This is a genomic window from Nakamurella deserti, assembly GCF_003260015.1.
In the GTDB taxonomy this organism is placed as follows: Bacteria; Actinomycetota; Actinomycetes; order Mycobacteriales; family Nakamurellaceae; genus Nakamurella; species Nakamurella deserti.
Window position 1 is genome coordinate 2826210 of record NZ_QCXS01000002.1, and the last position, 21557, is coordinate 2847766.

21 protein-coding genes are annotated in these 21557 nt (G+C 73.1%); 9 read left to right on the forward strand and 12 right to left on the reverse strand.

From position 1 onward, the window contains the following. Positions 1 to 460: 460 nt before the first annotated feature. Entirely contained in the window at positions 461 to 1393 is a 933-nt protein-coding gene (locus DB033_RS12920; RefSeq protein WP_111767470.1) for a LysR family transcriptional regulator, read from the reverse strand. 72 nt (positions 1394 to 1465) lie between these two features. Here DB033_RS12920 and DB033_RS12925 point away from each other — a divergent pair, with 72 nt between their 5' ends. From DB033_RS12925 to DB033_RS12945, 5 genes are all read left to right on the forward strand, one after another. Beyond that, positions 1466 to 2461, forward strand: a complete 996-nt coding sequence (locus DB033_RS12925) for a DMT family transporter (RefSeq protein ID WP_111767036.1) — start codon at positions 1466 to 1468, stop codon at positions 2459 to 2461. 188 nt (positions 2462 to 2649) lie between these two features. Next, a complete protein-coding gene (locus tag DB033_RS12930; RefSeq protein ID WP_111767037.1) occupies positions 2650 to 3375 on the forward strand; it encodes a septum formation family protein in 726 nt (241 codons plus the stop codon). Continuing rightward, positions 3372 to 4091, forward strand: coding sequence for a hypothetical protein (locus DB033_RS12935; protein ID WP_111767038.1), 720 nt, complete (start codon positions 3372 to 3374; stop codon positions 4089 to 4091). Before DB033_RS12930 ends, DB033_RS12935 begins: the two co-directional genes overlap by 4 nt. A gap of 146 nt (positions 4092 to 4237) precedes the next feature. Continuing rightward, the gene (locus tag DB033_RS12940) at positions 4238 to 4999 is read left to right on the forward strand and encodes a hypothetical protein (protein ID WP_111767039.1); all 762 of its coding nucleotides are present in this window, start codon (positions 4238 to 4240) and stop codon (positions 4997 to 4999) included. 173 nt (positions 5000 to 5172) lie between these two features. After that, a complete protein-coding gene (locus DB033_RS12945) occupies positions 5173 to 5421 on the forward strand; it encodes a DUF4287 domain-containing protein (RefSeq protein ID WP_111767040.1) in 249 nt (82 codons plus the stop codon). 10 nt (positions 5422 to 5431) lie between these two features. On the opposite strand, the gene DB033_RS12950 is transcribed toward DB033_RS12945, so the two are convergent. After that, positions 5432 to 5968, reverse strand: a complete 537-nt coding sequence (locus DB033_RS12950; protein WP_111767041.1) for a CGNR zinc finger domain-containing protein — start codon at positions 5966 to 5968, stop codon at positions 5432 to 5434. An 88-nt stretch (positions 5969 to 6056) separates the two neighbouring features. On the opposite strand from DB033_RS12950, the gene DB033_RS12955 reads away from it, so the two are divergent. Further along, positions 6057 to 7049: an EamA family transporter gene (locus tag DB033_RS12955; protein WP_111767042.1), complete on the forward strand. Its 993-nt coding sequence runs from the start codon at positions 6057 to 6059 to the stop codon at positions 7047 to 7049. Positions 7050 to 7074: 25 nt separating this feature from the next. Here the strand turns inward: DB033_RS12955 and DB033_RS12960 are convergent, their stop codons facing one another. From DB033_RS12960 to DB033_RS12980, 5 genes are all read right to left on the reverse strand, one after another. Beyond that, positions 7075 to 7563, reverse strand: coding sequence for an SRPBCC family protein (locus DB033_RS12960; protein ID WP_111767043.1), 489 nt, complete (start codon positions 7561 to 7563; stop codon positions 7075 to 7077). Then, positions 7560 to 7925: an ArsR/SmtB family transcription factor gene (locus DB033_RS12965; RefSeq protein WP_111767044.1), complete on the reverse strand. Its 366-nt coding sequence runs from the start codon at positions 7923 to 7925 to the stop codon at positions 7560 to 7562. Before DB033_RS12965 ends, DB033_RS12960 begins: the two co-directional genes overlap by 4 nt. Positions 7926 to 8059: 134 nt before the next feature. Beyond that, positions 8060 to 9271 (reverse strand): saccharopine dehydrogenase family protein, encoded by a 1212-nt coding sequence (locus DB033_RS12970; protein ID WP_111767045.1) that lies wholly within the window; start codon positions 9269 to 9271, stop codon positions 8060 to 8062. A gap of 121 nt (positions 9272 to 9392) precedes the next feature. Further along, on the reverse strand, positions 9393 to 10439 hold the full coding sequence (locus tag DB033_RS12975) for a LacI family DNA-binding transcriptional regulator (RefSeq protein WP_111767046.1): 1047 nt from the start codon (positions 10437 to 10439) through the stop codon (positions 9393 to 9395). Between the two features lie 37 nt (positions 10440 to 10476). Next, the gene (locus DB033_RS12980) at positions 10477 to 10782 is read right to left on the reverse strand and encodes a hypothetical protein (protein ID WP_111767047.1); all 306 of its coding nucleotides are present in this window, start codon (positions 10780 to 10782) and stop codon (positions 10477 to 10479) included. 202 nt (positions 10783 to 10984) lie between these two features. Here DB033_RS12980 and DB033_RS12985 point away from each other — a divergent pair, with 202 nt between their 5' ends. Beyond that, positions 10985 to 13984: a fibronectin type III domain-containing protein gene (locus DB033_RS12985; protein ID WP_111767048.1), complete on the forward strand. Its 3000-nt coding sequence runs from the start codon at positions 10985 to 10987 to the stop codon at positions 13982 to 13984. A gap of 10 nt (positions 13985 to 13994) precedes the next feature. Here the strand turns inward: DB033_RS12985 and DB033_RS12990 are convergent, their stop codons facing one another. From DB033_RS12990 to DB033_RS13005, 4 genes are all read right to left on the reverse strand, one after another. Continuing rightward, the gene (locus DB033_RS12990) at positions 13995 to 14264 is read right to left on the reverse strand and encodes a type II toxin-antitoxin system antitoxin (RefSeq protein ID WP_111767049.1); all 270 of its coding nucleotides are present in this window, start codon (positions 14262 to 14264) and stop codon (positions 13995 to 13997) included. A gap of 3 nt (positions 14265 to 14267) precedes the next feature. Beyond that, positions 14268 to 15245 carry an SPFH domain-containing protein gene (locus tag DB033_RS12995; protein ID WP_111767050.1) on the reverse strand — a complete coding sequence of 326 codons (978 nt, stop codon included), beginning with the start codon at positions 15243 to 15245 and terminating at the stop codon, positions 14268 to 14270. An 82-nt stretch (positions 15246 to 15327) separates the two neighbouring features. Next, complete coding sequence (locus DB033_RS13000; RefSeq protein ID WP_111767051.1) at positions 15328 to 16410, reverse strand: Gfo/Idh/MocA family protein; 1083 nt, start codon at positions 16408 to 16410, stop codon at positions 15328 to 15330. 57 nt (positions 16411 to 16467) lie between these two features. Next, a complete protein-coding gene (locus DB033_RS13005) occupies positions 16468 to 17013 on the reverse strand; it encodes a hypothetical protein (protein ID WP_111767052.1) in 546 nt (181 codons plus the stop codon). A gap of 508 nt (positions 17014 to 17521) precedes the next feature. Here DB033_RS13005 and DB033_RS13010 point away from each other — a divergent pair. Both DB033_RS13010 and DB033_RS13015 read left to right on the forward strand, forming a co-directional pair. Then, the gene (locus tag DB033_RS13010; protein ID WP_111767053.1) at positions 17522 to 18934 is read left to right on the forward strand and encodes a dihydrolipoyl dehydrogenase family protein; all 1413 of its coding nucleotides are present in this window, start codon (positions 17522 to 17524) and stop codon (positions 18932 to 18934) included. Positions 18935 to 19071: 137 nt separating this feature from the next. Then, the gene (locus DB033_RS13015) at positions 19072 to 19926 is read left to right on the forward strand and encodes an SDR family oxidoreductase (RefSeq protein WP_111767054.1); all 855 of its coding nucleotides are present in this window, start codon (positions 19072 to 19074) and stop codon (positions 19924 to 19926) included. 112 nt (positions 19927 to 20038) lie between these two features. Here the strand turns inward: DB033_RS13015 and sthA are convergent, their stop codons facing one another. Continuing rightward, the gene (sthA, locus tag DB033_RS13020; protein WP_111767055.1) at positions 20039 to 21457 is read right to left on the reverse strand and encodes a Si-specific NAD(P)(+) transhydrogenase; all 1419 of its coding nucleotides are present in this window, start codon (positions 21455 to 21457) and stop codon (positions 20039 to 20041) included. Positions 21458 to 21557 lie beyond the last annotated feature (100 nt).

Genomic DNA, 21557 nt, shown 5'->3' on the forward strand with positions numbered 1-21557 from the left:
TACTGGAGCGCCGGACCACCGGGCCGGACGACCGACGAGGAGGCCCGCGGGGTCGCGCGGACGGCCACGTCGAGGCGGAGCGGGAAACGCCGCGCCGCGAGCGGCTCCGCGACAGGTTCGACGTCTTCGCGACACGTCCGGGCAGCCGCAGCTGTCGCGAAGTGGACGCAGCTGTCGCGAAGCGGCCGCAGCTGTCGCGAAGCGGACGCCGCTGTCGTTGACTGGACCCGGCTGGCGCTGTCGCAAGGCCGACGCAACCGCCGCGACGCCGACGCAGCCGCCGCGAGGCGGACGCAGCCGTCGCGAGGCGGACGCAGCCGTCGCGAAGGGGACACAGCCGTCGCGAAGCGGACACAGCCGTCGCGAAGCGGACGCAGCCGCCGCGAGGCGGACACAGCTGCCGCGCAACGAAAGTCGGGGGCGGGCGGACCACCTCCGCGCCACCCCGGTCGCGACCGGATCAGCCGGAGTGCCCCTGGACGGTGCGGAGATCGTCGAGGTGTTCACCGACCGCGGCGAGGAACGCGGTCAGCGCGGGACTGCGCGGACCCTCCCGGGTGTAGGCCAGCAGACGCCGGTGCAGCCGCGCTCCGGCGATCGAGCGGAACGCCAGGGTCGGGTCGTGGGTCGGGAGGGTCAGCGCCGGCAGCAGCGCGATCGCGCCGGCGCTGCGTACGAGGGCCAGCTGGATGTCGGCGTCGGTGGCCTGGTGGCGCACGTCGGGCTCGTAACCACCGAGTGCCCGACAGGTGCCGACGACCATGGCGTGGTGCCCGGTGCCCTCCGGCGAGGTCACCCACTGCTGGTCGCGCAACGCCGCCGGGGCGATCGGGCCCGACCCCGCGGCGAGGGGATGGTCGGGCGCGAGCACCAGATGCAGCGGCTCGTCGTGGACGGACTCGCAGGACAGCCCGGCCGGCCGCGGGCGGGGGTGGCCGTCGTACTCGTCGCTGATGGCGATGTCCATCGCACCGAGCCGCAGCTCCGGGAGCGCCTGCTCGAGTTCGAGTTCGGCGACCTCCCACCGCACCCGCGGGTGCCGTGTCCGCAGCTGCGCGACGGCCGGCACCAGCAGGCGGCGGGTGACCGACTGCAGACCGCCCGCGCGGACGGTGCCGCGCACCTCGCCGCCGAGTCCGGCCAGTTCGACCGCGGCGGCGTCGGCGGCGGCCAGCAGCGCCCGCGCGTGGTCGGCGAGCAACCGGCCGGCCTCGGTCAACCGGACGTTGCGACCCGCCTTCTCGAAGAGCGCGGTGCCGACCTCGCGTTCGAGCACGGCCAGCTGCTGCGACACCGCCGACGGACTGAAAGCCAGCGCCGAGGCCACCGCACCGAGCGTGCCCCGCTCCTCGAGTTCGCGGAGCAGTCGCAGACGGTGCAGATCGAAGATCATGCACATCAGCTTACCTTTGACGTGCACGATTCGTCGCTTGACCTGATCGGTCGACCACCCCAGGCTCGGGTCATGGGTCTGCTGTGGTGTCTGGTGTCCGCCGCGTGCTTCGGCGCGATGGGCGTGTTCGGCAAGCTGGCGTTCGCGGCCGGGGTGTCTCCGGACGCGCTGCTGCTGATCCGGTTCACCCTCGCGGCGGTCATCCTGGGGACGGCCGCGGCGCTGCGTCCGGGGCGGCGTCGCCGGTCCGGTGCCGCCCCGTCCGGGCGGCGGGCCGGGCGCCCGGCCGCCGTCGTGGCCGTGGCGATCCTGCTGGGTGCCGTCGGCTACGCCGCGCAGGCCGGGCTGTACTTCGCCGCCCTGCAGCGGATGGACGCCTCGCTGCTGTCGCTGCTGCTCTACACGTATCCGGTGATGGTGACCGTCGCCGCGGTGGCCCTGGGGCGGGACCACCTGACCCGGCGACGCACCGTCGCCCTCGTCGTGGCGTCCGCGGGCACCGTGCTGGTGCTGGTCGGCGCCGGTACCGGACGCCTCGACGGGTGGGGCGCCCTGCTCGCGGTCGGCAGCGCCGCGACCTACACGGTCTACATCCTGGTCTCCGACACCGTGGTGGACCGTCTCGCCCCCGTGACACTGTCCGCGCTGGTGATGGCGGGTGCGGCCGGGACGTTCGGGATACGGGCGGTACTCACGGGCGGTGTGGAGCTCGGCTTCGGCCCGGCCGGCTGGGTGTGGCTGGCCGCGATCGCGGTGGTCTCGACGGTGGTGGCGATGCTGGCGTTCTTCGCCGGCCTGCAGAGCACCGGACCGTCCACCGCGGCCATCCTGTCCACCTTCGAACCGGTCGTGACCACCACCCTGGCCACCCTCACGCTCGGCGATCAGCTGACCCCGTTGCAGCTGGTCGGCGGCCTGCTGGTGCTCGCTGCCGTCGTGGTGCTGCAGCTGCGGACCGCGCGTCCGACTCCGCCGCGCGCCCCCGGCACGCCGCGCGTCGACCGCGCGTCCGGGGCCCCGGCGGCCGGAGACGGCGGCCCGGGCACGTCGGTGGCCGGCTCGCGGTGAGCGCTCCGGCGCACCCTGCGACCGGGCCGGGACCTCCGACCGGGATCCGTACGGGGTTCCGTACCGGACGGGCACGATCCCGTACCCGGTACGGTGCCGCTCCCGAGAGCCGCTCCATACCGTCGATCCCGTCCTGAAACGCCGCCGGAGCACCACGACCGGCCACCCTCTCCCTGGAGTCGTCGACGATGCCCAGCAGCACCCGCACCTCCCTCCCCGCGGCCGCACCGGTGCGCCGCCACCGCTTGGCCGGGGCCGTCGTGGCCGCCGGCCTGACGTTGTTCCTCACCGGCTGTGGCAGTGGCCCCGACCCGGCCGATCCCGCCGCCGGGGCGGCCGCCGAGGTCGACGTCGTCGAGGCCGTCCAGAGCCTGGACGCGGCCTTCGGCACCGCTGACGCCCCGTCGCCGGAGGAGGCCCGCCGGGAGTACGAAGCCTGGCTCGCCGGGAGGACCGCCGCAGCCGACCCCACCGACCCGGCCTCCGGCGACCCCGCGTCCCACCCGAATGGGGCCACCGAGCGCCCCGGCGAGACCGCACCGCAGCCGGCCACGGCGCTGGCCGTCGGCGACTGCCTCGACCACCTCCCGACCGGGGCCGAGGACACCGCCGCCGACATCGCCGCCGTTGATTGCGCCGGTGAGCATCTGGTCGAGGTGTACCGGGCGGTGACGCTCGCGCCGCTCGGCCCGGACTACCCGGTCTTCACCGACCTCGTCGAGGTCACCCAGGAAGGGTGTGGGAACGGTTTCCTGGAGTACGTCGGCGGCACCGTCATCGACACGGCCGTCGCCTTCGACGCGGTCACTCCGTCCAAGGACAGCTGGGCGGACGGCGACACCACCGCTCTGTGTTACGCCTATCCGGTATCGCTGGCTCCGTTCACCGGCACCCTGCAGGGATCGTCGCAGTGAGCGCCGGCATCCGGTCCGCGTCGATCCCGGAGGTCCGTCCGGAGTCCCCGGCGCACCACTCCACCCTCGTCGGACGTTCCCTGCACGCCCTCGCGCTGGGCGTCGCGATCGGCGGTGTCGTCGGCATGGTCGCCGATCCGCGGGGGCGGTACGTGCTCGCCTTCGTCGTCGGCTTCGTCCTCTGGCTCCTGCTCACGCTTGTGCGCACCGTCGCGGCGGTCCGCGCCACGTCGCCGGCCCCGGTGGGTCGGGGCACCGCCGCACCGGCGGAGGCGGCGCTGGCGCGGGTCGAGTCCCTGCGCCGTACCGGGTTGGAGCTGAACGGACAGCCGCAGTGCGACCTGCTGCTCGTGGTGAGCCCCCCGCCGGGACACGGCGCGGCGTACGCGACCACCACGCGGGCGATCCTGGACGTGGTGACGCTGGCCGACCACCGGCCGGGGGCCGTCGTCGTCGTCGCGCGACCCGACCCGGCCCGGCCCGACGTCCGGCTGATCGCGGAGCCCCCCGCCGACCTGGCGGCGGCCGCGCGGGCCGAGGCGCGACTCGAGCCGGGCGAGGGGACCATCCCGCCGCTCGACCGGGTGCCGGTGCGCGAGTCCACCCGGACCACCGCGACCGGCTTCCGGGCGCCGACGGCAGGGTCGCTGCTGTGGGCGCTGCTGCTGACCGCCGGCGCGGCCGGCGCGGTGCTGCTGCCCACGCTGATCGGATGACCCGGACGGGTGGTCGGGCCCCCGAACGGCGGTGCGGGTCGAGGTCGTCGATGCCGTCGCCGAGGCCCGGGGACCCACTGTTGCCAGTGGTGTGACCCACCCGTATTGTCCGGTTTTCCATCGTGTGTGTGTCCTGAGGAGGACCTGTGAAGTCAAAGCTGCTCGCGTCGATGATCGCCGCGACGGTCGCCACGGTCGGATCGGTGCTCGTCGCCGCCCCGGCATCCGCTGCGGTCGCTGTCTACCAGCCCGCCTACACCGACGACATCTACGCCGTCAGTGACGGCACCACCACCCAGCTCACGCTGGACGAGTGGCTCGCTCTCGGCGCTCCGGCACCGCAGCCGGCCCCCACGGTGTACGTGAAGTACAGCTGGGACGACACCGTCTACGCGATCAGCACCTTCACCCCCGACGCGAAGATCATCAACTCGATCAACAGCGCGGAGTGGGCCCGCGCGGGCTGGCCGGCCCCGACCGTCGCCGGGTTCATCGCGGGCACCCTGATCTACCAGTGGGGCAGCTCCCCCGAGCTGTTCGCCGCCTTCCCCAGCGAGGACGGCAGCGGCAGCATCCACAAGCTCACCTACAACCAGTGGGCCAAGACCGGCTTCAAGACGCCGGAGCTCGCCGGACCCGGGTTCTTCACGCTGGCGTGGGTGGACACCCCCGGTATCGCGTTCCAGGCCGTCGATCAGCAGGCGGCCGTGGAGATCAGCTACGACGAGTGGTCGCTGCTGGACTTCCCGACCCCGGCCGCGGTCGACCGCATCGCCGGTGACGGCTTCTTCCAGGTCGCCGGTAGCGCCGACATCGTCTACAGCGGACCGACACTGACCGACTACACGCTCTCCTACGAAGAGTGGGAGGCCGCCGGGTTCCCGCAGCCCGAGGTCATCAACGGCTGAGTCGGGCCCCGCATCACCACCGGAGCCGCCGCGATCCGTCGCGGCGGCTCCGGCGCGTCCGGCGCCGGTTCGCGCGGTGGCCGGTGGCGTCCGGTCCCCGCGCACGACCACCTGCGCCCAAGTGGCCGGAAGGCCGACGTCCGGCGGGACAGGGCCGTGGCTATCGTGAGCCGATGCCCCCGAGCCGCGTCACCGCTCCCGTTCAGCCGACCGACGGCACCTCGCTCCCGGGGCCGGCGTCGTACTTCCCGTCCATCGAGAAGACCTACGGCCGCCCCGTCCAGGAATGGTTGGACCTCGTCGTCGACAGACTCGGCAGCGAGCGGCACATGGCCGTGGTGTCCTGGCTGAAGTCCGAGCACGGGATGGGTCACGGCCACGCCAACGCGGTCGTCGCGTACGTGAAGAAGGCGCTGGGCTGACCCGGCTCGCTCAGGCTCCGGCCGAGCGGGAACGGTAGGCCCGCACCGCCGCCCGGTTGGTGCAGGTGAGGTCGCAGTACCGCTTCGAGCGGTTCCGCGACAGGTCCACCAGCACGTTCGTGCAGTCGTCGTTGCCGCAGATGCGCAGCCGGCCGAGTTCGTCGGCGCGCACCACGTCGACCAGCGCCATCGCCGCCTCCACGGCCATCCGGTCGGCCAGCGGTGCGGTGTCGGAGGTGGCGTGCAGGTGGTAGTCCCACCGGTCGTGGCGCACCAGTTGCGGCAGCGCCCGGAACTCGGCGAGCAACTCGTTGACGAGCACCACCACCGCGTCGCGGTCCGAGGTCCAGAACCGCCGCAGCCGGGGCCGGAGTGCCTGCACCGCCGCGAGTTCGGTCGCGCCCCGCCGACGGCTGCCGGTCCAGCTCCACCGCTGGACGAAGGCGTCGAGGGCGTCGACGTCGGGTAGCTGCTCGCCGTCGGCGCCGGAGTTGACCAACGCGGCCAGCGCCGCCAACGACAACTCGGTGTCATCAGTGAAAACCATCTTGACTCCTGCCCGCGGCGACCTCTACCGTCATCAGCATAGGTGCATCTGACTGATGACACACGGGGGCGACCGAGAGGGTGCCGCAATGGCGAACCGAGACAGCGCTGCGGTCGGACTGGTCTTCGCGGTGCTGTCGGCCGCGTCGTTCGGGACCTCCGGCACCTTCGGCAGCTCGCTGATCACCGCCGGCTGGTCGCCACCGCTGGTCATCCTCATCCGCATCAGCCTCGGCGCCCTGGTGCTGGCCCTTCCCGCCGCACTGGCGCTGCGCGGGCGCTGGCGACAGGTGTGGGCGAGCCGGCGCACCGTGGTGCTGTACGGCGTCCTGGCGGTGGCCAGCGCCCAGGTCTTCTACTTCAACGCCGTCCAGCGGCTGTCGGTCGGAGTGGCGTTGCTGCTGGAGTACCTGGGCGTCGTACTCGTGGTGGTCTGGATGTGGCTGCGGCACGATCGCCGGCCGCACCGGTTGACCGTGTGCGGTTCGGTGCTGGCGCTGGTGGGGCTGGCGCTGGTCCTGGACCTGCTGGGCGGCACCCGGATCGACCTCGTCGGCGCCCTGTGGGGACTCGGTGCCGCCGTCGGCCTGGCGGCGTTCTTCGTCATCTCGGCCCGGTCCGACGACGCCCTGCCGCCGGTGGCGATGGCCGCGCTCGGGATGGGCGTCGGCGCGGTGGTGCTGCTGGTGCTCGGCCTGGCTGGCGCCCTGCCGTTCCGGGCCGGCGGGTCCACGGTGGTGCTGGCCGGCGCCACCGTCGCGTTCTGGGTGCCGTTCATCGGGCTGTCGGTCGTCGCCGCCGCGTTCGCCTACGCGGTCGGAGTGGTCGCCGCCCGCCGTCTGGGCGCGACCGTGGCGTCCTTCGTCGGGCTCACCGAGGTGCTCTTCGCGGTGCTGTTCGCCTGGTTGCTGCTCGATCAACTCCCCGGACCGATCCAGTTGGTCGGCGGGGTGTTCATCGTCGGCGGGGTCGCCGTGGTGCGCATCGACGAGTTGCGCCGCGACCGCCGGGCCGCGGCCGTCCTGGTCGGGCCGCCCGGGTCGGCCGCGCCCGCTTCCGTCCGTCCCGGGGACCGGGAATGACGGCACCCGCGCGGCCCGGCGGCCGTCAGGCGTGGGTGGCGCGGGCCGGGTCGGTCACGTAGGCGGCGAGGTTGCCCAGGGTCTGCTGCCCACCCTCGACGGCGTGGTACTTCTCGACCGCCTCGTCGCGGAACTCCCTGCTGGGGAACACCGTTCGCATCTCGAGGTGGGTCGCCCCACCGTCGGCGGTCAAGGTCAGCACCGACTCGAACGCGTTCGGGTCGTCGCGGGACTCACCGTGCAGCAGGGCGATCCGCTGCGGGGGCGCGATCTCGGTCCAGGTGATCCACTCCTGGTAGTCCGTCCCGTCCGGCCCGTGCAGCACGAAATCCCAGTGGCCGCCGACGGTGAAGGCGAACCCCCGCGTGGTGGTGGTGAAACCGTCCGGACCCCACCACCGGGACAGGTGCCGCACCTCGGTGAACGCTTGGAACACCCGCTCCCGGGGGGCGTCGATCCGCCGCGAGATGACGATCTCGCGGTCCTGGGTGGTCGATCGGGCCGCTGTACTCATGAGTGCTCCTCGTCGGTTGGTGGTGCCGTGGTCGACGTGCGTCCGAGGTCCCGGACGTAGGCGTCGAGTCGGTCGAAGCTCGCGTTCCAGTACCGCTCGAACCCGCCGGTCCAGGCGTGGACCGGCTGCAGCCCGCCGGCGTCGAGGCCGTAGAGGCGCTGCCTGCCCGCCTGGCGGTCCCGGACCAGCCCCACCTCCCGGAGCACCCGCAGGTGCTTGGAGGCTCCCGGCTGGGTCATGCCGAGCTCGTGGGCCAGGTCCGTCACCGAACCCTCCCCCGCCCGCAGCAGGACGAGGATCTCGCGGCGCTGGTGTTCGGCGATCGCGTTGAAGACGTCGGTCGTGGTCGCTGCTCGTGCCATGCCGCTATCATATTCCCATATCGGCATGCGTCAAGGGTCATCCCGGATAGCCGGCGGGACGGATACGCTCCAGGAATCCGAAACGGCAGCGGGACCAGGGTTTTCCAGCGGACGCCGGGGTCCGCGCGGGCCCGTCAGCCGGTCGGCTGCACGGTGAACGTGAAGCCCGCGGCGCGCAGCCGCTCCGTGAGCGCGGAGCCCATGGCCACCGCCGGGGTGAGTACCCCGCTGCGGTCGGGCAGGTCGTCCTGGGCCAGCGACAGCCCCGACTGGGCCAGCATGACCGACGTCGCCGCGTAGCCGGGATCGCCGGGTGCGGCGACGGTGCCTGTGTAGCGGGCGCCCGTGGTCGTGACCGCCCGCAGCTCCAGCCGGAACGAGCCCGCCTGCTGGGCCTGCGGGCTGGGACCTTCGCCGGGGTCGGGCAGGATCCGGTCCAGCAGCGGTCGCACCACCGGCGTCCGCAGCCCCGCCGCCACCGCCGCCGTACCCAGCGCCACCCCGCCGGCGAGCACGGGTGACCACGGCGCACGACCGGTCCGGACGGCCTCGGCGTAGCGCAGCTCCCGACCCCAGGCGTGGCCGAGCAGCGCGTTGGAACGCCGGACCACGCGGGTGTTGAACGGCGCCATCACGAACGGCGCCGTCCAGGTGCCGTCCTCGAGCCGGCGGGCCAGGAACGCGTCCGGCTGCGGGCCGAGATCGGGTTCGGCGTCCCGATCCGGACTCAACAGGTACGGGTCCGCGAGCCGCCGGGCCAGCGCGGGGTCGCGACGCACACTGTCGACCTGTCCGCGCAGCGAGTCGACGGTGCCGCCACTGACGCCACCGGCGGCCGCGACGACCATCAACAGCACCTCGGACAGCTCTCCGGCGCCGTCGGCCGCGGCCCGTTCGGCGACCATCTGCACGCCGAGATCGGACGGCACGGAGTCGAAACCGCAGGAGTGCACGATGCGCGCGTCGCTCGTCCGGGCGAGAGTGTCTGCGGTGTCGATGCTCTCGCGGACGAAGAGCGCCTCGCCGGTCAGATCGCCGTACGCGGTGCCCGCTCGGGCGCAGGCGAGCACCAGGGGCAGTCCGTGCCGCGCGTACGGCCCGACGGTGGTCAGCACCACCCGGGTGGAGCCGGCGAGGTCGGCCAGGGCGGCCGGGTCGCCGGAGTCGGTGACGACCACCGGCCAGTCGACCCCGAGGTCGTCGGCGACCGCGACCAGCCGCTCCCGGGAGCGTCCGGCGAGCGCGATCCGCAGCTCCGTGCGCGCCTCGGCGAGCCGCCGGGCCACCAACCGCCCGACGAAGCCACTCGCCCCGAACACCGCCAGGTCGTACTCACGATCGCTCACCGGCCCAGGCTACGAGGGCGGGCGCCCGGACATCCGCCGCCCACCGGCCGACGCCTCGCGGGGTACCGGAGGGATCGCGCACTGCGGGCGTCCCGGTGACCGCACCTCGCGGTCGGGGCCGTCAGCGGGGTGCCGGACCGGTGCTGCCCCGGACGACGAGCCGGGTGGGGATCAGCCGGTGTTCGCGGCCGGCGACGCCGGTGTCGATCTGGTGCACGACCATGGCGACGAGCTCCCGGCCGATGGCCAGGAAGTCCTGGGCGACCGTGGTCAACGGTGGCCAGAGGTAGGCCGCGACCGGAATGTCGTCGAAACCGACGACCGACACCTCGGCCGGTACCGCCCGGCCGTGCTCGCCGAGCGCCCGGATCAGCCCGGTGGCCATCTCGTCGTTGGCGCAGAAGACCGCGGTGACCGTGTCGTCGGCGGCGATGAGCAGACCCTGCTCGTAGCCCGACCGTGCCGTCCAGTCGCCCTGGAACACCGGCGGCGGCTCGACCCCGGCCCTGCGCAGCGTCCGCCGCCACGACTCGCTGCGCATCTCCGCGGGACGGGACCCGACCGGACCCGCGAGATGGTGCACCGTCGGATGCCCGAGTTCGAGCAGGTGCCGCACCGCCCGGCGGCTGCCCGCGGTCTGGTCGGATCCGACACCGGGGTGGTGACCGGTGAAACGTGAGTCCGACACCACCACCGGCAGCCGGGCCGGGAACGACACCGCGGCCGCCGGGTAGGTCTCGGCCCGGATGATGATCAGCCCGTCGAGCGCCTGGTTGTTCAGCCGCACCACCGCGTCGCTGACGTCGTCGGCCGAGGGGGTCTCCAGATCCACGAGGGTGACCGTGTAACCGGCCTGTTGGGCCGCCTCGACGACCGCCTCCACCGTCTTGGCCTCCCCCGTGCGCCCGAGCTGGTGGGCGATCAGGCCGATGGCACCGAAGCTGCCGTTGCGCAGTGCCCGCGCCGCGCGGTTGGGCGAGTAACCGAGCTCGGCCATCGCCGCCAGCACCCTGGCCTTCGTCTGCGGACGCACCTTGTCGGCGCCGGTCGAGACCCGCGAGACGGTCTGCGGTGAGACCCCGGCGAGGGTGGCGACATCGGCGATCGACGGACCGGGCCGACGGCGGCGGCCCGGTCCCGGCCCCCCCTGGTCGCCGGCTGTCGTCATCCAGGGAGCATAGGAGACGCCTTACGGCGCGGTCCGCTCAGCCGGCGTCCCCCGGCCCGCGGGCGGCCAGGACGATGGCGGTGACGGCGGCGGTGAACCCCTGCTCGGCGAGGGCGCCCTGGCGTCCGCGATGGTGCGCGCGGCGGGCGCGGCACAGTTCGAGCCGGAGCCGGCCCGATCGCTGTGGATCGGATCGCTGCAACGCCGCCAGTTCCCGGAGGGCGAGGAGCAGGATCTCCACCGCGACGGCGGACGGCGCGACGGTCACCGGGGACGGCGCGACGAGGGCCGGGGACGGCGCGACGGTGACCGGGGACGGCGGGACGAGGGCGGCGACGGGCATCCGGGAAGCGTTCCACGCCTTGATGAATCAGCCGTGAACGGCGTCTGCACGGCCGGATGCGGCGACCGGCGGGTGCGGCGCAGTCGTGCACTGCGCCGATCGGGTGCACTTCGGTGAGGTGCTCACGAAACGTAGCGGACGGCGGGATCGGCGGGCGATAGTCAGCGCCGAATGTCCCTTTTCTCCAGGTCTGGATCCGACGATGCGGCTCTTCCGTGTGTTCCTCGCTGTGCTGTTGACGGCGACCGCCGTCAACGTCGTCTCCGTGGTCCGGGCACCCGATGCCGGGGCCGCCGTGCCGGCCGCGTTCTCCGACACGCTGGTCGCGTCGCTGAGCTACGCCCTCGACACCGCCGCCCGCCCCGACCGGTCACTACTGGTGGCGACCAAGTCCGGTGTCGTGCGGACCGTGCGCAACGGCGCCCTGGTGAGCACACCGGCGCTGGATCTGACCGCCAAGGTGTGCAGCAACTACGAGCGCGGGCTGCTCGGCATCGCCACCGATCCCACGTCGGCGACCTACCTCTGGGCGTTCTACACCGCACGCGACGCGGGGGGCACCTGCGCGGCCGCCTCCGGCGCCCCCAACCCGTCGACCGCACCGCGGAACCGGGTGTCTCGCTTCACCTTCCGGTCGGACGGCACCGTCGACCCGGCGTCGGAGCGGGTGCTGCTCGACGGCATCTTCTCGACCTCCGGCTACCACAACGCGGGTGACCTGGAACTCGGCAAGGACGGGAACCTCTACATCTCCACCGGCGACGGCCAGTGCGACTACCTGGGTGGTCCGGCCAACCCGGGCGGCAGCGGCTGCAACGGCGCCAACGACACCGCCCGTGACCGCAACGTGCTCAACGCCAAGGTCCTGCGCATCACCCGCGACGGCGGCATCCCGACCGACAACCCGTTCACCGGCGCCGGAACCGCGCGGTGCGCGACCGGGCCGTCGGCGCCGGGGACGATCTGCCAGGAGACGTGGGCCTGGGGCCTGCGCAACCCGTACCGGATGGCCTTCGACCCGAACGCGACCGGAACGTCCTTCCGCATCAACGATGTCGGTCAGGACGTCTGGGACGAGATCGACCAGGGCAGCAAGGGCGCCGACTACGGCTGGAACGTCCGCGAGGGTCACTGCGCCCAGACCGGCCCCGGCACGGCCTGTAGCGGGTTGCCGACCCCGACGGGCTTCACCGACCCGGTGTACGACTACGACCAGAGCGACGGCTGCGCCTCGATCACCGGCGGCGCCTACGTGCCCAACGGCATCTGGCCGTCCCAGTTCACCGGCAGCTACCTGTTCGCCGACTACGTCTGCGGGAAGATCTTCGCCCTCGCCCCGGACAACCGGACCCGGACGGACTTCGCCACCGGGATGGGCGCCGTGCTGTCGATGTCGTTCGGCCCGGACACCGCCGGCAGCGGGACCGCGCTGTACTACACGGTTCCCGACGGACTGCGCAAGATCAGCTACACCGCGGCCGCCAACCGGGCACCCACCGCACGGATCACCGCCGCCCCGGCCGCCGGTACCCCCCGGGCGTACACCTTCGACGGCTCCGCGAGCTCGGATCCCGACGGCGGCGCTCTCAGCTACACCTGGGCGTTCGGTGACGGCACCCCCACGGTGACCACCTCGACACCGGGGACCAGCCACACCTACGACCGCGACGGCACTTTCACCGCCACCCTGACGGTGACCGATCCGGGAGGGCTGACGAACACCGCCGGCACCACGCTGCAGGTTGGCGACGACGCACCGGTCCCGACGATCGTGGCACCCGCGGCCACGGACCTGTTCTCGGTCAACAGCAGCTACACCCTGCGCGGGACCGCCACCGACACCGAGGACGGCACCCTGCCCGGGTCCTCGTTGAGCTGGACGGTCATCAAGCACCACGACACCCACACGCACCCGGTGCTCGGACCGGTCACCGGCGCGACCGCCACCATCACCGCACCGCCGCCGGAGGACCCGTCGTCGACCACCACGACGTTCCTCGAGATCCGCCTGACCGCCACCGATTCCCGCGGGGCCAGCACCACCGTCACCCGGGAGTTCCGCCCCCGCACGGTGCCCGTCACCGTGGTGACGGCCCCGGCCGGGCTGCAGGTCACGGTGAACGCCACGCCGGTCAAGGCGCCCAGCACCTTCACGTCCTGGGCGGCGTGGGCGGTGCCGGTGGCGGCGGCCGCCCAGAACGACAGCACCGGCCGGCCCTACACGTTCACCCGATGGTCCGACGGCGGCGCCGCCGCCCACGCGTTCGCCACCCCCGCGGCGGCGGCCACGCTCACCGCGACCTTCACCGCAGCCGGCCCGGCGTCGCCGACCGCGGTGACGGCGCAGCAGACCGCGGCCGGGACCGCGACGCTCACCTGGTCGCCGCCGCCGGTGGCGACCGGGGAGACGATCACCGGGTACCGGGTGTCGCGGGACGGGAAGGACAGCACCGGCTACGGCGCCTACAGCACCGTCGTCCCCGCGACCCAGCGTCAGTTCTCCTTCGGACGGTTGGTGACCGGCAGCGCCTACAACCTGACCGTGCAGGCGGTGACCGCGGCGGGCACCAGCGCGACCCGGGGCGGCGCGGTGACCGTCCGCGCCTGGACGGCGCCGGTCGCCCCGACCGCCGTCACGGTCGCCCCGACCACCACGGCGGGGTCCGCCGCGATCACGTGGTCACCGCCCGCCGACACCGGGGGGCAGCCGGTCACCGGGTACCGGGTGTCGCGCAACGGCACCGACAGCACCGGCTACGGCGCCTACAGCACCGTGGTGCCCGCGAGCCAGCGCTCCTTCACCTTCGGCCGCCTGGTGCCGGGACAGACCTACACGGTCACGGTGGCGGCGGTCACCGCCGCCGGGACCTCGCCGGCGCACGGTGCACAGGTGCGGGTCGGCACCGGGGCCGGGATCCCGGCCCCGCGGCAGGTCTCGGTCGTGCAGGTCTCGTCCACCAGCCAGAGCATCAGCTGGCAACCGCCGACCGTGCCCGCGGGCACCACGATCACCGGCTACACGGTGACCCGGGACGGCAAGGGCGCCACCGGTTACGGCCCGTACACCACAACGGTTCCGGCGTCGCAGCGCTCGGTGACGGTCACCAACCTGGTCCCCGGGACGACGTACACGATGACGGTCAAGGCGAACGTCGGGAGCACCGTGGCGGGCGTCGCCTCCGGCGGCGTGCTCATCCGCTGATCGCGGCGGCTCAGTTCACCTTCGCGCCGCCGCCCTCCACGAGCCCCGGCGGCTCCGGGGACGGTTTGCGGGGCCGTCCCCGGCGCGGCACCGGACCGGCGTCGCCCGGCAACCGGCCGGCGTCGGACAGCGCGCGCCGCAACAGGAGTTCGACCTGGGCGTTCAGGCTGCGCAGATCGTCGGCGGCCCATCGGGCGAGGGCGTCGTGCACCGCGGGATCGAGCCGCAGCAGGACGGCGTGCCGCCCCGGGCCGCGTGCCGGCGGCTGTGCGTCGGCCACCGGTCAGGTGTAGAGCGAGCCGGTGTTGACCACCGGCTGGGCCCGCTGGTCGCCGCACAGCACCACCAGCAGGTTCGACACCATGGCGGCCTTGCGCTCTTCGTCGAGGCGGACGACGTCGTCGCGTTCGAGGCGCTCCAGGGCCATCTCCACCATGCCGACCGCCCCGTCGACGATCCGCTCCCTGGCCGCCACCACCGCGCCCGCCTGCTGACGCTGCAGCATCGCGCCGGCGATCTCGGGGGCGTAGGCCAGGTGGGAGATCCGGACCTCGACCACCTCGAGGCCGGCCACCGCGACACGGGCCGCCACCTCGTGGGCGAGTTCGTCGGAGACGACGTCGGTGGAGCCGCGCAGCGAGGTGCCGTGTCCGTGCTGGTCGTCGTAGGGGTGCGTGGTCGCGACGTGCCGCAACGCGGCTTCGGACTGGACGGTCACGAAGTGGGTGTAGTCGTCGACGGCGAACACCGCCCTGGCCGTGTCGGCCACCTGCCAGACGACGATGGCCGCGATCTCCACCGGATTGCCGTCGGCGTCGTTGACCTTGAGCCCGTTGGTCTCGAAGTTGCGCACCCGCACCGACACCCGCCGGTGGGTGCTCAAGGGCACCGTCCAGACCAGGCCGGTGCGCCGGATGGTGCCGATGTAGCGGCCGAAGAACTGCACGACGCGGGTCTCGCCGGGGGCCACCACCACCAGTGGCGACGCGGTGACCAGTGCCAGCACGACGAACACCGCACCGCCCAGGATGCCGGGGAGCCCGTGCCCGCCGCGGTTGCCGGTCACGATCCCCGACGCCAGCAGCCAACCGCCGATGCCGAGCATCGCCAGCGCGACGAGCAGGGCGAGGAAGCCGCTCACCGCCCAGGCCCGACTCTCGGTCACCTCGACCCGGGTTCCGTCATGGCCGACCGGGGCGGTGGCGGGTGGTTCGGCGATGGGGTCCCTGGTGACGTGGGTCGTGGGATCGAGGTGCACCATGACGGCCTCCTGTCGGTCGGCGGACGCTGAAGTGATATCTATGTGATATCACTTTGATCCGCCGTCCGCCACCGGGCCGGGGTCAGCGGGCCGCCCATGCCTCCGTCCCGGTGCGGACCGGCCGACCGGTGCGCACCGCCTCGTCGACGGCGAGCGCGACCAGCTGGTCCTGGCACGCCTCGGCCAGGGAGTAGGGGCCAGGTCCGTCACCCACCGCCCAGCGGGCGCTGTCCCGCAGGACGGTGGCGATGGCGATCTCCTCGTCCATCCAGCGCTGCCCCAGGAACGGATTGCGCCACAGCACCTGTCCGTCGAAGGACAGGTGTTCGGTGTCGTGCCCGTCGAGGTTGAGGTCCTGACCGAGCTGTGACCGGGAGATCGACGAGTGCAGGACGGTCCGCGGCGCGGCCAGCCGGACCACCGTGTCGTCGGCGAGTTCGCCGGCACTGCCGCGGACGACCACCCGGCGCAGACGCAGCCGGTTGTGCCACTGGTTGTCGGTGAAGTCGTACAGGCCCGAGCGGCCGTCACCGAAGTCGACGGTGGCCAGGGTGGTCCCGGCGGGGCGGGGTCGCGGGTCATCGGTCCATCCCGCCCGGTTCAGCGGATCGACCAGCGGCGCGGTGAAACGGACGCCCCGCACCTCGGTCGGCCCGGTGCCGACGCCCAGGAACCCACGCATCATTGCGACGGCGTGGTAGTCGTGCGTGGACGAGACCTGCACCGAGGTGGGTTCGCCGATCGTGCCGCGGCGGACGAGCTCCCGGCGGGCGGCGTGACCCGGCATCATCAGGTACTGCTCGGCGACCTGGACGCCGCGGGTGGCACCGACGGCGGACCACAGGGCGCGGAGTCCGTGCAGGTCGGGCGCCGGCGGCGTCTCGCACAGCACCTTGACCCCGGACAGCGCGAGATCCTCGACCACCGCGGCGTTCTCGGACTTGCCCACACAGACGACGACCAACGCGGGCCGCTCGTGGCGGACCAGCGCGGCGGGCGACAGATGGGCGGGGACGCCCCACCGGGCGGTGGCGGCGGTCGCCGCGTCCGGCCGGCGGGCGGCGATGCCGACCGTGCGGAGGTCGGGCAGGGCGGCGGCGATGCGGAGGAAGAACTCCGCCCGCCACCCCGTCCCGACCACTCCCAGGGTCACCGGTCCGCTCATGGCACCTCTTCCGCGTCGGGGACGCGCCGAACGGTACCGGCGGCCGGCGAGGCCAGGTCAGCCGGTGACGCGCTTGACCAGTCCGGACAGCACCGCGGTGGAGCGCTGCTGCTCGCCGGCGATCGCGCTGATGACCACGAGCGCACCGGTGAGCGCGGGAATCGCCCACTGCAGCGCGCTGAGCTGCGACTGCGCACCGGCCACCTCGGGCGGGGTGGCGGCCGAGGGCGTGGTGCCGTCGGTGACCGGTACCGCACCGTGCTTGTCGATCTTCTTGCCGAGCACGCGGGCGTAGGCGGTGGCACCGAGGGCGGCGACCGTGGTCACCGTCTTCACGACGGCCATGGTGCCCACCCCCTTCTGGTTGGCCACGCGGCTGCTGTTGCCGGCGAGCTGGCCGACGCTGCCGACCAGGTGGGCGCCGATGGCGGCGGCGTTGACCGGCGTCCAGCGGTCCCAGCCGGCGTTGGCGACCGCACCGGAGTCGGCGCGCGACGTCGTCTCGGCCGCTGCGGCGTTGAGGGCGACGGCGTTGCTGAGGGTGCCACCGAACCAGGCGGCGAGGCCGACGTCGTGGAGGATGCGGCTGACGGGGTTGACCATGTGGAGCTCCCTGGATCTGGGGAATGGATGATCCGTCCGCAGTGCAGCCGTGACGTGAACGCCTGCGGTTGCGCACACCTGCTGTGTCGGCGACGGCTGCGCAGCGGCAACCGGTCGACGCAGGACCGGTGCGGCGGACGTGGACCCGGGTTCGGGGCCCGGAGCGACCGCCGGGCGGCCGCTCTGGTGTGGGTGGTGCCCACGTCCCGCGCGGAGGAAACCCACGGCACGCCCGGACGGCGCGGTCGACGGCGGTTCCGGCACGGGGTCGCGGCGGACCGGACGCCGAGCCGCCCGCCGACGCCGCCCCGACGCCGACCCATGGGCCCCGGCGGGTCGATACGGGGAACCGTCCCGCCGAGCCGCCCGCCGGCGCCGGCCCCGAGCCCGTCCGGTGGCTGTGCGGCACCGTCCGCGGCCTCACTCCGCCGCCGCCGGATCACCGGATCCCCCGGGGCCGCCGGCGGCCCGGTGCCGGTCGGCACCGGCCCTGGAGCAGACTGGGGCCATGTCCGACAGTTATGACGTGATCGTGATCGGTGCCGGCCCCGTGGGCGAGAACGTCGCCGACCGCGCCGTCCAGGGCGGCCTGACCGCCGTCATCGTGGAGAACGAACTGGTCGGCGGTGAGTGCTCCTACTGGGCGTGCATGCCGTCGAAGGCGTTGCTCGGGCCGCCGTTGGCGCTGGCCGCGGCGCGGGCGATCGACGGCGCGAAGCAGGCCGTGACCGGCTCGCTGGACGTCGAGGCGGTGCTGGCCCGCCGGACCTGGTTCACCGGCGACGGCGACGACAGCGGTCAGGTGCAGTGGCTGGAGAGCGCGCACATCGATCTCGTCCGCGGCCACGGCCGGCTCGCCGGCGAGAAGACGGTCGAGGTCACCACCCCCGACGGGAGCGTCCGGACGCTGACCGCCCGGCACGCGGTCGCGGTCTGCACCGGGACCACCGCCACGGTCCCGCCGATCGACGGGCTGGCGGACGCGCGACCGTGGACCAGCCGGGAGGCCACCAGCGCGAAGACGGTGCCGGCGTCCCTGGTCGTGGTGGGCGGTGGCGTCGTCGCGACCGAGATGGCCACCGCCTACAGCTTCTTCGGCAGCAAGGTCACCATGCTCGTCCGGTCCGGGCTGCTCGCCGGACTCGAGCCGTTCGCGGGAGAGATGGTCGCGGACTCCCTGCGCGAGTTGGGCGCCGACCTGCGGCTGGGCGTCTCCCCCACCGCCGTCCACCGCGACGGCAGCGGCGTCCACGTCACGCTGGACGACGGCTCGACGATCGACGCGGCCGAGATCCTCGTCGCCACCGGCCGCACCCCCGCCACCTCCGACGTCGGCCTGGACACGGTCGGCCTCCCCGCCAAGGGCTACCTCACGGTCGACGACACCCTGCGCGTCGACGGTCTGGACTGGCTCTACGCCGTCGGCGACGTCAACGGCCGGGCGCTGCTGACCCACCAGGGCAAGTACGAGGCCCGGGCCGCCGGCGACGTCATCGCCGCCCGGGCGGCGGGCGCCGCGGTGGACGACGCCCCCTGGGGGAAGCACGTCGCGACCGCCGACCACGCCGCCGTCCCCGCCGTGGTGTTCTCGCATCCGGAGGTCGCCTCCATCGGTCTGACCGAGGCCAAGGCCCGTGAGAAGTACCCCCACGTCAGGGTCGTCGACTACGACCTCGGCCAGGTCTCGGGCTCGAAGCTGCACGCGGACGGCTACCGCGGTCAGGCCCGGATGGTCGTCGACACCGACCGCGAGGTGGTCGTCGGGCTGACCCTCGTCGGCGCCGAGGTGGGCGAGATGATCCACGCCGCCACCATCGCGGTCGTCGGCGAGGTGCCGATCAGCCGGCTCTGGCATGCCGTCCCGTCGTACCCGACCATGAGCGAGATCTGGCTGCGTCTGCTGGAGAGCTACGGTCGCTGACCGCGCGTCCTGACCACGGATCACCGCACGCCCGACGTGTGACGGCGGTCACCGGCAGCCCCGGAACAGGCGTCGTCGCGAATTGTTGAACGCTCATAGAGTGCTGAACGCACAGCACCCAGAGCGAGAGGACCGCCATGACCATCGTCGTCACCGGAGCCACCGGACACCTGGGCCGCCACACCGTCGAGGCCCTGCTCGACCGGGGAGTGCCCGCGGGCGACATCGTCGCCACCGGTCGCAACACCGATGCGCTGGCCGCCCTCGCCGAGCGCGGCGTGCGCACCGCCGTCGCCGACTTCGCCGACCCCGCCTCGTTGAAGGAGGCCTTCGCCGGCGCCGACGCCGTGCTGCTGGTGTCCGCCGACGTCCCGGGCACCCGGGTGGAGCTGCACCGCAACGCCGTGGAGGCCGCTGCGGCCACCGGTGTGCAGCACCTCGTCTACACCAGCGCGCCGAACGCCCGCGAGACCGAGCTGATCCTGGCGCCGGAGCACAAGGCGACCGAGGAGATCATCGAGGCGTCGGGCGTTCCGGCGACCATCCTGCGCAACGGCTGGTACACCGAGAACTACCTGCCCACCGTCGAGCAGGCCCGCGCCACCGGCCAGCTCGTCGCCAGCGTCGGTGAGGGCCGGGTCGCCAGTGCGTCGCGCCGCGACTATGCCGAGGCCGCCGCGGTCGTGCTCACCACCCCCGGTCACCAGGGTGCGGTCTACGAGCTGTCCGGCGACACCGCGTGGCACTTCGACGATCTCGCCGACGCCATCGGCCAGGTCGTGGGCCGCCAGGTCGAGTACGTCCGCGTGACGCCCGACGAGCAGCGCGCGGCGCTGATCGCCCACGGCCTCGACGAGGGCACCGCGGGCTTCGTGGTCGCCCTGGACGGCGACACCCGCAAGGGCCTGCTGGGTGTCGTGACCGGCGACCTGTCCCGCCTGATCGGCCGTCCCACCACCCCGCTGCTCGAGGGCCTGCGCGCCGCCGTGTGACCACCCGCGCCCGACCCGGGCATCCCGGACTCCGGTCCGGGGGCTCGGGGCGGGCGGGTGCGCGGCGGGCGGCTCCGCGCCGCCCCCGGCGGCGAGGCGCAGCGGCCCGGGCTCAGAAGACGAAGCCGCTGGTGACCCGCTCGATGTTGCGCATCTTGTTGACCGCGTCCAGCGCCGCGACCTTGTACGACTCGGCGAGCGTCGGGTAGTTGAAGACGGCGTTCACCAGGTAGTCGACGGTGCCCTCCAGCCCCATCACGGTCTGGCCGATGTGCACCAGCTCGGTGGCGTTGGTGCCGAAGACGTGCACCCCGAGCAACGTGCGGGTCTCCGCGTGCACCAACAGCTTCAGCATCCCGTACGAGTCGCCCAGGATCGCGCCGCGGGCGAGCTCGCGGTACCGCGACACCCCGACCTCGAACGGCACGTTGCCCTCGGTGAGCTGCTCCTCGGTCGCCCCGACGTAGGAGATCTCCGGGATCGTGTAGATGCCGATGGGCTGCAGGTCGCCGAGCTTGTCGCCGACCGGCTCACCGAAGGCGTCGTAGGAGGCGCGGCGCCCCTGTTCCATGGCGGTGGCCGCCAGGGCCGGGAAGCCGATGACGTCACCCACCGCGTAGATGTGGTCGACCCCGGTGCGGAAGTGCTCGTCGACCGTGATCCGGCCGCGGCCGTCCGCGGACAGTCCGGCGAGATCGAGGTTCAGCTCGTCGGTGACGCCCTGGCGGCCGGCGGAGTAGAGCACCGTGTCGGCCGGGATGCGCTTGCCGGACTCGAGGATGGTCAGGGTGCCGCCCTCGTGCTTCTCGACGGTGCGCACGCTCTCGCCCATCCGGAACGTCACCGCGAGGTCGCGCAGCTGGTACTTCAGCGCCTCGACGATCTCCAGGTCGCAGAACTCCAGCATCCGCGGCCGCTGCTCCACCACCGTCACCTTGGTCCCGAGAGCGGCGAACATCGACGCGTACTCGATGCCGATGACCCCGGCGCCGACCACCACCATCGAACGCGGGATGTGTTTGAGGTTCAGGATCTGGTCGGAGTCGACGATGGTGGCGCCGTCGAACTCGACGGTGGCCGGCCGGGCCGGCCGGGTACCGACCGCGATGACGACCTTGTCGGCCTTGACGACCTTCTTCTCGCCCTCGGCCTCCTCGATCTGCACGGTGTGCGGATCGGTGAAGGAGGCGGTGCCGGTGTAGAGCGCGACCCGGTTGCGCGACAGCTGGCTGCGGATCACGTCGGTCTCACGGTTGATGACGTGGTTGGTCCGGGCCATCAGATCGGCGATGGTGATGTCGTTCTTGAGGCGGTAGGCCTGCCCGTACATCTCCCGCTGGCTGAGACCGGTCAGGTACATCACGGCTTCGCGCATCGTCTTGGACGGGATGGTGCCGGTGTTGATGCAGACCCCGCCGACCATCAGGGGGCGCTCGACGATCGCCGCCCGCTTGTGCAGCTTCGCCGCGGCGATCGCCGCCTTCTGCCCGGCTGGCCCGGATCCGATGACGACCAGGTCGTACTGTTCCATCGCGTTGTTCCCCTCACGGCGGTGGCTGCCGCTGCAACCGGGGGCATCGTCACACATCGGTGTGACCACCGGGTGAAGACGACGATGTCCGCCGGGGACG